Origin of the sequence: Asticcacaulis tiandongensis (genome assembly GCF_006475605.1) — a bacterium.
In the GTDB taxonomy this organism is placed as follows: Bacteria; Pseudomonadota; Alphaproteobacteria; order Caulobacterales; family Caulobacteraceae; genus Asticcacaulis; species Asticcacaulis tiandongensis.
Genome location: NZ_SSBC01000023.1, coordinates 1 through 13392 on the forward strand (window position 1 = coordinate 1; position 13392 = coordinate 13392).

The 13392-nt window shown below is 58.8% G+C and carries 7 protein-coding genes; 3 read left to right on the top strand and 4 right to left on the bottom strand.

Annotated elements, in window-relative coordinates:
* Nucleotides 1-31: 31 nt before the first annotated feature.
* Nucleotides 32-688: a hypothetical protein gene (locus tag E5201_RS14310; protein ID WP_140987135.1), complete on the bottom strand. Its 657-nt coding sequence runs from the start codon at nucleotides 686-688 to the stop codon at nucleotides 32-34.
* 357 nt (nucleotides 689-1045) lie between these two features.
* Between E5201_RS14310 and E5201_RS14315 the strand changes: the two genes are divergently transcribed.
* The 3 genes from E5201_RS14315 (at nucleotide 1046) to E5201_RS14325 (ending at nucleotide 7187) form a co-directional block, all read left to right on the top strand.
* Nucleotides 1046-2326 carry a metallophosphoesterase family protein gene (locus tag E5201_RS14315; RefSeq protein ID WP_140987136.1) on the top strand — a complete coding sequence of 427 codons (1281 nt, stop codon included), beginning with the start codon at nucleotides 1046-1048 and terminating at the stop codon, nucleotides 2324-2326.
* On the top strand, nucleotides 2323-5796 hold the full coding sequence (locus E5201_RS14320) for an ATP-binding protein (RefSeq protein WP_140987137.1): 3474 nt from the start codon (nucleotides 2323-2325) through the stop codon (nucleotides 5794-5796). Before E5201_RS14315 ends, E5201_RS14320 begins: the two co-directional genes overlap by 4 nt.
* A 173-nt stretch (nucleotides 5797-5969) precedes the next feature.
* Nucleotides 5970-7187, top strand: a complete 1218-nt coding sequence (locus E5201_RS14325; RefSeq protein ID WP_140987138.1) for a Swt1 family HEPN domain-containing protein — start codon at nucleotides 5970-5972, stop codon at nucleotides 7185-7187.
* Nucleotides 7188-7787: 600 nt separating this feature from the next.
* On the opposite strand, the gene E5201_RS14330 is transcribed toward E5201_RS14325, so the two are convergent.
* Genes E5201_RS14330 through E5201_RS14340 form a run of 3 tightly spaced genes read right to left on the bottom strand, consistent with a single transcriptional unit; the run spans nucleotide 7788 to nucleotide 13155 of the window.
* Nucleotides 7788-10961 (bottom strand): error-prone DNA polymerase, encoded by a 3174-nt coding sequence (locus tag E5201_RS14330; RefSeq protein ID WP_140987139.1) that lies wholly within the window; start codon nucleotides 10959-10961, stop codon nucleotides 7788-7790.
* Nucleotides 10962-12437: a Y-family DNA polymerase gene (locus E5201_RS14335; RefSeq protein WP_246050814.1), complete on the bottom strand. Its 1476-nt coding sequence runs from the start codon at nucleotides 12435-12437 to the stop codon at nucleotides 10962-10964.
* Nucleotides 12400-13155, bottom strand: coding sequence for an ImuA family protein (locus tag E5201_RS14340; protein WP_140987141.1), 756 nt, complete (start codon nucleotides 13153-13155; stop codon nucleotides 12400-12402). The genes E5201_RS14335 and E5201_RS14340 overlap by 38 nt, the downstream gene beginning before the upstream one ends.
* Nucleotides 13156-13392: the final 237 nt, after the last annotated feature.

Below are 13392 nucleotides of genomic sequence, written 5' to 3' on the forward strand. Positions count from 1 at the left end.
TGAACGATTTTATAACCCAACCCGACGGCATTCAACCCTGGGCTATCTCAGCCCTATAGACTTTGAACAAAAGCTCGCTCAAACTTGACGAGCTAAACTTCGTGTCCGTCAAACCAGGGACAGGCCAGTCGTAGAAGTAGGTATGGGGACCCAAGAGGCGCTCGAGGTTTGCGCTCACCGCTTCGACATATGCTCGCGCCTCGCCCGGAAACGATAGCGCGACGTCGAAAAAGTGCGTCGACACATCCACGGTGTTTCGCGGGCCTCGCGCCCAGTCAGGCAAAACTATGCCCTGGCGGTGCAGTTCTTTGGCAAGGTCAATGTCCTTAATGGCCCAATGCGTCCGGTTGAGTTCCCACTTGCCGATGTCAAGTTCGAAACGAAGGGCGTCCAACTGCTCGTAGGTCAGAAACGGTTCGGCCGGAATAAGATCGTATTCGATTCGCACCTCGCCCTGACGCGAGACGACATCTCGTATCAGACCGAACTTTGGATGTTTGTTCCACCCGTTCTCAAAGGCGAAGATGGCCGGAAACCGGCGAAACGCGTCAAGCTGTGCGGCGGTCAAGCCTGCGTATTTCTCGGTGATCGCGTCCGCTGTATATTCTCTGACGCACCGACCGATTTCGATCTGGAAGGGCGCTCCCTGCCACGCTTCCGGATTGCCTGAAACCAGCAAATGATACATTGTGCCCCCGTTCGCCGCTCTGATGAGGTTGGGCGCCTTTTCAAGGCTCGCCTGCGCCCCCCATAAACCGACTCGTCGTCAAATTGAAGTTGACTTTATCTCGCCTCAGACGACGCGCCCCTTTCCATCACAGAAACGCGTCCAGACTGCCCGTGCGCGACGGCGGAAATGCCGCTCCTTGGATACAGAGCGATCAGCACTGAGAGCCCGGTCCTTGCGCACTTGACCGTTCGACCAGAATGCGCAACCTCCTTGACGAACATCACAGGTGTCGAAAACACGAGCGATGGCTTTCAATTTCCGGTAAGCTCATCCGAGGACAGGCGGCGTAGAAACATGAGTCGGGGGAGGATATAGTTGGCATTTCGGTTTGTGCATACGGCGGACATTCATCTAGATTCGCCACTGAAATCCCTCGCGCTACGTCATGAGGGTCTGGGCGCCTTAATCGCCAACGCCACGCGTCAGGCCTTTGTGCGCATCGTTGACCTCTGCCTCGACGAGGCGGTCGACGCCCTCCTCATCGCAGGCGATCTCTATGATGGCGATCAGACCTCGATGAAGACCGCGCGCTTTTTCGCCGAACAGCTCTATCGCTTGGATGCGGCCGGAATTCGCACCTTCATCCTGCGCGGCAATCACGATGCCCTGTCGAAGATCACCCGAGAACTGGTCCTGCCCGCCTCAGTCTTTACTTTCGGCGGGCGAGCCGACGCCATCGTCCTTGATCGCGGCGGCCGCCTGCCGGAAATCGTCGTCCACGGCCTCAGCTTCTCAAGTCCGAAGGCCCCCGACGGCCTGTTGCCGAAGTACAAGGCCCCCGTCCAAAGGGCGGTCAATATCGGCCTGATGCACACGAGCCTGAACGGCGCTCCCGGTCACGATCCGTATGCGCCCTGTTCGGTAAGCGATCTAGACGCAAGCGGCTTCGCCTACTGGGCACTGGGCCATATCCACAAGCGGTCAGACTATGTGGGTCGGTGCACCGTCGTAATGCCCGGCAATCCGCAAGGCCGCGATATCAATGAAGATGGGCAGAAGTCTGTTTCCCTTGTCACAGTCGATGATGATGGCGGCATTTTCGTCGAAGAACGCAATGTTAGTATTGCACAATTCGAACGTGTTAACGTCGATGTTTCCGGCGCGGCCGACCGTCGCGACCTTATCGAAACTATTGCCTCCGCGCTGAAGCATCGGCGCGCAACGGTCGAAACCGAGCACCTCATCGTCAGGCTACGCCTGACTGGCACCACGCCGTTGGCCTGGACTATACGCCGTGATCTGGATCTTATTCAGGAGGATATCGATCTGCAGGCCGAGATCGTTGGCGCCACCTGGATCGAGAAAGTCGAACTGGTGCTGGAAACCGCAACGCCGCCCCATCAGACCGAGGCCGGCGACACTCTATTCGAACTGCGCCGCCTGATTACCGACGAGGTCGGTCAGAGCGAGGGCTTCCATAATGCCGCCGAGGAGTTTGCCGCCGATCTGGTCAAGGCGCTTCCTGTCGAGTTGCGCGGGCTTCTCGGCGACGATCCCACCACGCGGCGCGACATCCTCAACACGCTCCTTAGCGAAGGCACCGACGATGTGCTGGCCCGCCTGAGGTCCCCGGCCGGTGCCGGAGGCGTCGCATGAGATTTCGCCGGCTCGACCTCACCCGCTACGGCAAGTTCACGGACTTCGTCCTGGATTTCGGTGAAAAGCCCGTAGACACACCCGATTTTCACATCATCTTCGGCCCCAACGAAGCCGGGAAGTCCACGACATTCGCCGCGATGCTCGACCTCCTCTACGGCATCGAGCGCAAATCCAAATATAACTTCAAACATCCCTACGCCACCATGCGGCTCGATGCCGAGATCGAGTTTCAGGATCGCGTCGCGCGCTTTACCCGCCTCAAGCGAGACACGAACAGTCTCCTCGACGCGCAAGGTTCGGTCCTGGCCGATACCGCGATCCTTGCCGAGTTGGGGGGTATCGATCGTGCCGCGTTCCAAACCATGTACTCCCTCGACGACGAAACACTCGAAGAGGGTGGTGAGAGCGTACTCGCCTCCAAGGGTGAACTGGGCGAACTTCTGTTTTCCGCAAGCTCCGGCCTTGCCTCGCTGAGCCAGAGCCTGATCGAACTGCGCGCCGAAGGTGACCGGTTCTTCAAGCCGCGCGTCCATGCGCACGAACTGGCGCTGCAGAAAAAGGAACTTGAGGCCCTCAAGAAACAAAGCGACGAGATCGATGTGGCAGCGTCAAGCTTTGCCCGACTGACCGAGAGCCGTACGCTTGCCCGAGAGCGTTACGATACGGCGATGGATGCTCTCGCGATAGCGCGTACGCGGCTTCTGGCGCAAACCGCCCGACTTTGGGCCTTTCCCAAATACCTATCGTTACTTGAGACACGACGTGCGCTCGAGCCTTTAAGCGCCTTGCCCTCAGCACCTTCCGGTTGGGACGAGAAGGCGCGTGGACTCGAACTGGAAGCCACGCGTCTGGAGACAGCCGAGCGACACGTGGCCGCCGACCTGTCATCCATCGAGACCGAACTCGCAGAACTCGTCGTCGACGAGACCGTATTGGAACTCGCCGATGCGTATGCCCGTCTGGATCTCATCCGGGCGCAGTACCTGACCGCGGCCAAGGACCTTCCGGTCCGCCGCACGCGTAAAGCCGAGGTCGATGGCGCCATCGCAGCGCTCCTGCGCCGCCTCGATCAGCCTGCCGGAACCGAAGCCGACGACCTCCTCATTAAACCGGCTGTGAAAGGCGAACTGTCAGATCTCATCACCGATCGGGCCCATCGTGACAAGGAATTACGAACGGCCCAGACCGAGTATGACCGGGCGGACCTCGCCTTGCGCGAAGCCGAAGCTGACGTCGCGACGTCCGGCCAAGGCTATGAGGTCCTCGCAGATAGCGTCCGGCAACGCCTGCTTACTGTCACAGAAGCCGCCTCGACTTCCGATCATGTCGCGCGTTTGCGCCTCGCCCGAAACGCCGCGCGCGACGCCGAAGACAGTCTCAAGGCCCGATGGCTGGCCTTACAACCCTGGTCCGGTGACGGCGACGCCCTTGCTGGTCTGATCATCCCTGCCTCTTCAGACGTGAGCGCCTGGCACCTGGACATTCATGAGAAGACCGCAGCCCTTAAGGCGCTGGTATCGGACATTGAACGGTTAGATTCCGGCTTAAGTGAAATCGAAGCCCAGTTGTCGGCCTTCGCCGCCATCGGCGGCGTCGTCACTGATGGCGACGCGCAGAAAGCCCGGCGCGATCGCGAGACCGCTTGGCACACCCATCAGTCGTCACTGAACTTGGCCTCGGCGACCACCTTCGAAAGGGCTATGCGCCAGGACGACGAAATAGGTGCGGCACGGCTCGCACGGGTGTCCGACCTTGCTCGCGTCAATGAACTCAGTGTCCAAAAGGCCGTCGCCCAGCAACAACTCGCCGAAAGACGCGAAAGGCTCGCCGAGCTAAATGAAAGTCTCGTAGAGGCCAAGAGCGTGCTTGCCACCTCAATCGGGACGATATCTCCGAGTCTACCCGCGTCCTGGTCTGCGCAAGCGCTTTCGGACTGGCTTACCGCCCGAACAACCGCGCTGAGTACGCTTGAGACCTTACGCAAAGTCCGCCTCAATGTGTCAGACGCGCAAACCGATGGCGACGCTCTGGCGGCCACACTGCGAGAGACCTTATCTGCCGCCGGCACCACTGCGGCTACAGACCTTGCGCTCGATCTACTGATCACGCAGGCGCGGGATCGCTTGGATGCCGACGCCCAATTGAACGCTCGTGCCGGCGAACTCGCGCGCCTCGTTCGTGACCGGGACAACCGGAAAAAGACGCTCGACATGGCGCGCACGGAACTTGAAGACTGGTCCACCGCCTGGTCGAAGGCTTGTGGCGCATGCTGGCTCGGCACAGATGGGGAAGCGCCCACCCCCACGACCGTTCAGGGCCTCTTTAAAGACCTCGACGCTCTGGCGGGCGAAGTGAGGACGCGCGATGACCTGGTTCATCGGATTAGCGCGATGGAGGCCGATCAGGTCGTCTATGCTGAGGGAATCCAAACGCTTGCCCGCGCGGCCGGCCTGTCCAGTTCCCTGTCGGCGCCCGAGGCCGATCAGGCGCTTGCGGCGATGATCGCACAGTCGACGGCCGCAAGTGCGGCGCGCCTCAACGCTCAATCCCGCCAGCAAACCGCCCAAACGGAGGTCGCCCGGCTCACCGAAGCCCGAGTCGAGTACGAGGCGCAAGTGGCGAGCATGTGCGCACATCTGGAGGTCACCACCCTCGCCGAAGTCATACAAGCGCTCGCCGTCCTCGAGACACGACAAAGGTTGCAAGACAAAGCCGACGATTCTGAGCGCGATATTGTCGAGAGTCTGCAGGCATCGTCTTTCACCGAGGCGCTCGGTCAACTGGAGGGCCTGGATCTAGAGGCCCTGCGCCTGAACGTCGAAGCCACCACCTTGCACCTCGATAGCGAAGACGGTCGTGTAAAAGCGCTCTACGCCGAGAAACGTAGCGCGGAGGACGCCGTCGAGCGCGTCGACGGCGACAACACCGTCGCCCGTCTGGAAGAAAAGAGACGCACGCTCCTCCTTCAGATCGAAGAGGGTGCGCTCAGATGGATGCGGCTCAAACTCGGCACATCCGCCACGGAGCACGCCTTGCGTCTCTATCGGGAACACCACCGCAGTTCTCTGCTGAACCGCGCCTCTGAAGCCTTTGCGCTCGTCAGCCGCAATGCCTATGTTCAGCTTCGGTCTCAGCCTGAAAAAGATGGTGAAGTGCTCGTCGCCATCGATAAGGAGGGGGCCTCCAAGAAGGCGGCGGACTTATCAAAGGGGACACGCTTCCAGCTATATCTGGCCTTGCGCGTCGCAGGGTATCATGAATCCGTCAGTCACAGACCCGCTATTCCTTTCATCGCCGATGACATTCTCGAGACCTTTGACGATTTCCGGTCAGAGGAAACCCTCAAGGTATTCGCCCGAATGGCCCAATCCGGTCAGGTCATTTACCTGACCCACCATCAGCATCTCTGCGATATCGCCCGTCAGGTCTGTCCGTCCGTCAAAATTCACGCGCTGGAAGACATCTGATATCCTCGCCTATCTTAGGCTAGGCTTCTAGTTCGATCGCTATCGGTGCCCTTACACCGTTGGCGAGGCCATGCGCTTTGTGCCGTCTATCGGCGCACGCCTTCCTTGACGCCGCTTAGAATAGGATTACCCTTAGCTCACGAGTGTCCTATTATCCTTGCCACGGTCGACAAATGAGTGATGAATTTCGCCGCCTATTCGGGCCCTCGTCGTCTATCGACGATCTGGCGCGGGGCATTAGGGCCAGTCGCATCGACGAACTTGCGGGCGCACTGCAGCCCCTGACGAACCTGCAAAAAGCCTTAGAAGCGAACCGGTTTCTGACTGCGAGCGGGATGCTCGACGCCGGCAACAAGATAAATCAAATGGCGATGGGTTTGCCGCAGACCCGCGCCTGGGAAATCTACACCGCGAATACGGCGTTGAACGCGGAACGAGCTGCTATGGACTCGACGCGCGGCCTCCCCAGCCTCTCGGCGACCGTCAAATGTCTTGACCGGATGTTTCGAATGCCGCCTCTGGCGGAAGCCTCCAATCTTCTCCAGCGCATCTCGTCCTATGACGCGGGTCTCAAGTCTATGGTCACCGGGCTCGGCTTGAGAACAAACTTCACGCAGCTTCAGGCCCCGTGGCTCGACACACTCAACCCCATGAGGTCCGCCACCGCGTTTGCCGCATTACAGTCTCTCGCATCGGTGGCCACACACGGTTCATTCGGCGACACAGATATTAACATCTTGGTCCGACAATCTCTCGGCGACTGGCGCGACGAGGCGACCGTATCCGAGGCAACGACACATGTTTCGCGGACGGCATTGTATACCGACCAAGGGGTCGATCTCAGCCTAACCGACTTTCCGGAAGAGAGCTTTCTCGAGATCGTCGAGGTTATCGGGCTCGCCTACAACGAAGACTACACGGGCATTCCCGGTGCAACGGCGTTCGATGAGGAGGGCTTGCGCCGAAATCACGATGCCTACGATCGCCTCATCCGCTTCGAGCAAGTCCTCAGGCAGTTCCTTGCCTTTGTCATGAACAGGCAATTCGGCCCAGCGTGGTTTAAGCAGCGGGTACCTGGGGCCATACTAGAAAATTGGCGCCGAAAACGCAAAGGCGCGATTGCGGCAGGGCAAGCGCCGCTCGATTTCGTCGAATACGCGGACTTTATGGATTATTTCCAGATCATCACCCGAACGGATAATTGGGACGAACTCTTCGTTCATATCTTTGTCAGGCCAGAGGATGTGAGAGAATCATTCAATCGCATGCATCCCGTTAGAAATGCCGATATGCACGCCCGGATTATTACGCCCGATGATCTGATGCTCATCACCTTTGAGACACAGCGCCTCTTCAGACGTATGCGGGCGTTCAGCATAACGTCCCACTGAGGGCTCCAACTCATGGATTCCATCGTCGGCTATCACGCTCCCCAGTGAGCGCGGTACGCGGCAGAGGCGTTTAAAAGTGCTTCGTGCTCGCAAAACCCTCCAATCCGGCCCGCATAGAGATACAGGACACGATCGGCCCTGGCCGCGACTTCGGGCCTGTGCGTGACAGACAGCACCGTCGTGCGACCTCGCAAGGCTGCGATGAGGTCCTCGGTGATCATCACCTCGCTCGGAACATCGAGGGCGGAAGTCGCTTCATCCAAAATCCATAAGGGTATAGCTGCGGCGTTTAACCGGGCCAGCTCCTGCTTTTGTTGCCGTCCGCCCGATAGCCCCCTCCCCTCGTCGGCCTAGCCACCGGGTACGACGGTCGGAACTGCCGAACAAGGTTCAGAGCCAAAGCCGTTTTCCTATCGGGCACCGCGACGGGCAAGAGTCCGGGTGGCGTCGCGTTCATCGCCTTAAGTTGAATCTGGGCGAGTCCGCTTTTGTAGCCGCTGAAATGAGATAAATGTCTCCTTAGGGCCAATTGTGGAAGGCGCTTGTGTTGCGCTAACGGCCATGCCGAAACAGTGGAGAGATGCCTTCCACACCGCACCCCTACTTAAAGTCTCTACTCTTCTGTAACACGGCAGAGCCGCTGTAGAATTCATCACCCGGCTGTTTCGGCGGATGCAGTGGCGTGTCACGCTGGCCGACACGGGCCAGCATAGGCGACAGGTCGTAGAGCGACCGCGCTATGAGGTGAACCACCTCCCCTTCCTTCTGGATATGACCGTTCACCTGAATGAAGGTTGAGCCATGGATGGCCGATTTATGCGCCTGCGCCACCTTCTCCCAGACAATGACGTTGCAGTCAGAGGTTTCATCCTCAAGCGTGATGAACATTACCCCATTGGCTGATCCCGGCTTTTGACGCACCAATACCATACCGGCCACGCTAACGCTGCGTCCATCCGGCAAGGCCTTGGCCTCGGCGCATGATGTGATGCCCCGGACCGTGAGGTCATCGCGTATGAACGACACCGGATGCTTCCCGAGCGTCAGGCCGATATGGTTATAGTCCTCCACCACCTCCGCCCCTTCGGTCATAGGCTTAAGTGTGACCTCCGGCTCATTGAACAGGTCCCCCTCCCCATCCAGGGCGTCGAACAGTGGCAAGGGCTCGTCACTCATTGAGCGGATGGCGAACAGAGCGTCACGACGAGAGAGGTTGAGGGAGGGCTTAAAAGCATCCGCCTTGGCCAGCTTGCGTAACGTGATTGAAGGCGTGGTAGCCCGTTTCCAAAGATCGGACAGAGATTTGAACGGCGTGGTGCGGTTTGTGATCAAAGCCTCGACATCATCCCGCCTCAAGCCCCGCACCTGCCGGAAGCCCAGCCTGACCGCGTATCTGCCGGAATTGGGGATCGCCTCAAGCGTACAGTCCCAATACGAGTGATTGACGCACACTGGCCTGACTTCGACGCCGTGGGCGATCGCATCGCGCACGATCTGGGCCGGTGCATAGAAGCCCATGGGCTGGCTGTTTAACAGGCTGGCGCAGAAGACATCCGGATGATGGCATTTCATCCACGACGACGCATAGGCCAGAAGGGCAAACGAATAGGCATGACTTTCAGGGAATCCATAAGAGCCAAAGCCCTCAAGCTGTGCAAATATCTGTTCGGCATAGTCCTGACTGTAGCCATTTGCGACCATGCCGTTGATAATCTCATCATGGAATCTGGACACCCCGCCTGTGTGTTTGAACGTGGCCATGGCCCGCCTGACCATATCCGCCCGTCCGGCTGAGAACCCTGCCGCCACAATGACCACCTTCATGGCCTGTTCCTGAAACAGAGGCACCCCAAGTGTTTTCGACAATATGGTCTCAAGCTCTTTGGACGGATAGGTGACCTGTTCAGTGCCTTCCTTGCGGCGCAGATAGGGATGCACCATGCCCCCCTGTATCGGCCCCGGCCGAACAATGGCCACCTGCACCACAAGATCATAGAAGGTGCGCGGCTTCGTGCGCGGCAACATGGCCTGCTGTGCCCGGCTTTCGATCTGAAACACGCCCAAGGTATCGGCGCGCCGGATCATCGCATAGGTCTTAGGATCTTCCGCCGGAATGGACGCCAGATCGAGCCTGATACCCTTGGTTTCCGCCAGCATGTCGAAACCGCGTTTTAGACACGACATCATGCCCAAAGCCAAGCAATCGACCTTCATGAACGACAAGGCGTCGATATCGTCCTTGTCCCATTCAATGACCTGCCGGTTTATCATGGCGGCCGGTTCAACTGGCACCAGTTCGTCCAGGCGATCATGGGTCAGGACAAAGCCCCCCGGATGCTGGCTTAGGTGGCTTGGCACATTGAGTAGTTGCTGGTGCAGGTCTATGGCCAGCCTCAGGCGACGATCATTCAGGTTGAGGCCAAGCTCTGAGGCCTCCTCAAGCGTCATGCCGCTCCTGTGCCAGTGACTTAGTTGTCGGGATATGAGCTTGATAGCGTCTTCAGGAAAGCCCATCACCTTCAGAACGGCGCGAATAGCCCCCCGCGTGCGAAAGCGCGTGACGACCGCCGTAAGGGCGGCGTGTTGACGGCCATAGGTTTCAAAGATCCATTGCAGGACCTCCTCGCGCCGTTGGTGCTCGAAATCGACATCGATGTCCGGCGGTTCTCCACGCTCTTCTGAAATGAACCGTTCAAACAGAAGGTCATTGCGGTCAGGATCAACCGAGGTAATGCCCAGCACAAAACAGACGCAGCTATTGGCTGCACTGCCCCGCCCCTGGCATAGGATGTCTTTTGATCGGGCATAGCTGACAATGGAATTGACGGTCAGAAAATAGGGCGCGTAGTTCAGTCTATCGATCAAGGCCAGTTCATGCTTTAGCAGGTCGATGACCTTTTGCGGCACGCCCTCCGGATAGCGGCGCTTGGCCCCTTCCCAGCTTAAGGCCTTCAGGGTCTCAATGGCTGACTTACCGGAGGCGGTCGTTTCCTCAGGGTACTGATACCTCAGCTCATCAAGGCTGAACCGGCAGCGATCGGCAATCTCCTGACTGCGCCTGAGCGCCTCAGGGTAGCCTTTGAACAGGCGGGACATCTCCTCAGGCGATTTGAGATAACGATCCGCATAGCGCTCGCGCAAATCCCCCATGGTATCAATTGTACAGCGATGACGGATGCAGGTGACCACATCATGCAACTGGTCACGGTCGTGCACGTGATAGAGCACATCATTGGTCACCACAGTCGGAACGCGACACTGGGCAGCCAAATTGGACAATTCATGCAGGCGCATATGGTCACCCTGACGCCGCCTGAGGCTTAAGGCCATATAGGCCCTATCCTTGAATATGGCTTTGAACGTCCGAAGCCGCTGCGCACACAGGGCATCGGCATCATCCGGCACAAATATGCCGATCAGCCCCTCGCTGAAATCCTCGACATCCTGCCAGCTTAGATCACACCTGCCCTTCCCTGCCCGCGCCTTGCCCAGCGTCAGGAGCCGGCACAATCGGCCATAGGCGGCGCGGTCGGTCGGATAGACCAGTATCGCGATTTCGTCCCTTAGCTCCAGACGGCAACCGACAATCAGCCTCACCCCCGTGGCCTTGGCTGCCACATGGGCCTGCACCATGCCCGCCAGACTGTTGCAATCGGTCAGGGCCAGCGCCTCTAGGCCGACCTCTTTAGCCTGAGTGAACAGCTCATCCGGTGAGCTGCAGGCCCTCAGGAAGGAGAAATAGGAGGCGCATTGCAGTTCGACATAGCCGGACATCTAATCGAACTTCCCATGCAGATACCAGTTGAGCGAGCCTGTATCGCTGTTCACGCCATCGCCTGCGCGGAACACCCAGAACCGTTCGCCGCTTTCCGCCTCGAGGATATAGTAATCGCGAACCTTGCCCGCCTCCCCTTCGGTGCGCCACCATTCGCCCTTGATCCGTTCGGGACCATCAGCGCAGACCACGCTGTAGCGCTGCCCCCGCCAGTTAAAGGCGCGCGGCGGATGATCCGGTAAGGCGGCAAGGGTCTGCACGGGCTCTGGCGGCCTAAACAGGCGTGGCGGCCGCCGGTACTGTGATGACCGCAGCGAGCCCCTATCCTGTGAGGTAGGTGGCATGCGCTTAACCGCCCGCTCTGGGATATCCGAAGCCATAGGCACGGCACGATAAAGGCGCTCAGGCCCGTAGCGGTTAGACAGGGTATCCCATAGCTCCGCGACATCAGGCTTGGCTGGGGCTGAGAAGCTTGCGGTCACCTGATCAACAGACAAGGTCTCAACCAAAGGGGCAGATAACACCATCTTCTCGATACCAAAGCCCGGTGCCACGGTATCGATCTTGTCGCACAGCAACCGCGACAGCCGTTTGACATCCCTCACCGGACGGGCCGTGGCGACGCTAATGGTCTCAATCCGGTTGTCGACCCGCACATAGTGCATATCCAGACGCCGCGCCCCGAGGCCGCTGTTCTCAAGCTTCAGGCAAATCGCCTCGGTCAGGCGTCGGGTATATTTTTCAATGGTCTCTGCCGCCCCTATGGGTTCGGCGAACAGACGACTGACGCTGATCAGCTCCGGGGCCTCAACGGGCTCAATCGGTTCAGGCGTTCGGCCAAAGGCCATATCGATCCGTCGCCAAAGTTCTGGGCCAAAGCGCAGGGTCAAGGGGGCACGTGGCTGGGCGGCGATTTCACCGATAGTATCAAAGCCCATCAGCTTCAGCTCTTCGACCATATCCGGTGGCAGCCTTAAGGCCTCAGGGGGCAAGTCCTTTATATATGCCGCTGTCTTGCCCGTGGCGACAATGACCGAGGATTTGCCCCCGAAGCGTGCCAGGGCATGAGCCGCCCCCCAGCTGTCAGCCAGGGCGGCATAGGCGGTGATCTGCCTGTCCTCAAGCTGCGTCAGGACATGGGTAACAAGCCCCGCCTCCCCGCCATACAGGTGCGCCGCCCCGGTGACATCGATCACCAGCCCGTCGAGACCATCAGGCGCGGCCAGTGGGGAATAATGACGTAATGCCCACACCGACAGACGACCAAGGGCGGCGTCATCGGCCTTGGGGTCCGCCTCTCGCACCTCAAGGCCTTCGATCAGTATCTGCGCCTTGGCCACGGGCATGCCAACGCGAATGCCTTTCTGCTGCGCCAGACCGTCAACTGCGGTGACAACGCGACGTCGCCCAACCATGCCCTGCATGACCAGAGGCTGATCAGGAGGCGGCGCGGATGGACCGGCATCCCGTCTCAATCGATCTGTCGGCCAATGCGGCAGATAGACGGATAGCACCCTTCTCATCACATGCCTCTACTTCAAAATCGCCACTGCCTCCCCCTCTGGTTCGCATGAGCTCAAGCTGCCAGCGGGATCGCCCTACGCCTCTGACCGGTAAGGGCTCGCTATTGAGGGCAGTGACCCGCCAGCGCGTAAAGGCGGCCGTCGGTGTGCCAAAGTCTCGCGCATCAACCTGTCTGCGCCAACGCCGCACGACTAAGGCTATGGTGCCCGTTGTTTCTGCGGCCATCTGCAAACGTTGTGAGGCCACACGCGTCAGGTTGGATAACTCCCCCACAACTGCCGTTAAGCCACCGTGGCGCAAGGCTTCCTCGCAGCACCCAAGGACGGAAGCTTCATCACCGCCTTCAAAGAACACCACGCGATCATTAGCCAGACCCGAAAGCGCCAAGGCCGGTGCAAACAGGTCAGGCTGAATATAAGCCCACAACACCAGCCCACCGGTGCGTGCGGCGATACCCGCGGCAAAGGATATAGCTGCCGCCCCATCAATGGCCCCATGTGCCCCGCCCGCGATCTCATGAAGTGCGCCATAGGCTAAGCCGCCATTAGGCAACATGGTGTCAATGACAGGCACTTCAAATGGCAGCACAGAACGCGCAAGCCTGGCGTCCCCCGATCTCTCGATCTGGGCTTTGAGCTCATGGAAACGGGCTGAAATCTCGGGCAGCATGACACATTGGCTTCATTCTGAAACGGCACAATGTTTACTGTTTGTTCTCATTTAAACCGAGAGTCAATACACCGATAATGGTACTGGATCATCGGTATGGACATGAAGAACAAATTTACGTTTGATGTTCGTAGCTTAAAGAAACTTTGGTAGCAATTATTTTTGATTAGTCTGTGATACGTCGGCGTTTTGAACAGACGAATAACTGAATGGAAGATCATCGCGCGTTTGTTGCTA

What these genes read in the sequence shown, in the direction of transcription:
- E5201_RS14310 (WP_140987135.1), bottom strand. Translation starts at nt 688, where the DNA reads ATGTATCATTTGCTGGTTTCAGGCAATCCGGAAGCGTGGCAGGGAGCG.
- E5201_RS14320 (WP_140987137.1), top strand. Translation starts at nt 2,323, where the DNA reads ATGAGATTTCGCCGGCTCGACCTCACCCGCTACGGCAAGTTCACGGAC.
- E5201_RS14325 (WP_140987138.1), top strand. Translation starts at nt 5,970, where the DNA reads ATGAGTGATGAATTTCGCCGCCTATTCGGGCCCTCGTCGTCTATCGAC.
- E5201_RS14330 (WP_140987139.1), bottom strand. Translation starts at nt 10,961, where the DNA reads ATGTCCGGCTATGTCGAACTGCAATGCGCCTCCTATTTCTCCTTCCTG.
- E5201_RS14340 (WP_140987141.1), bottom strand. Translation starts at nt 13,155, where the DNA reads ATGCTGCCCGAGATTTCAGCCCGTTTCCATGAGCTCAAAGCCCAGATC.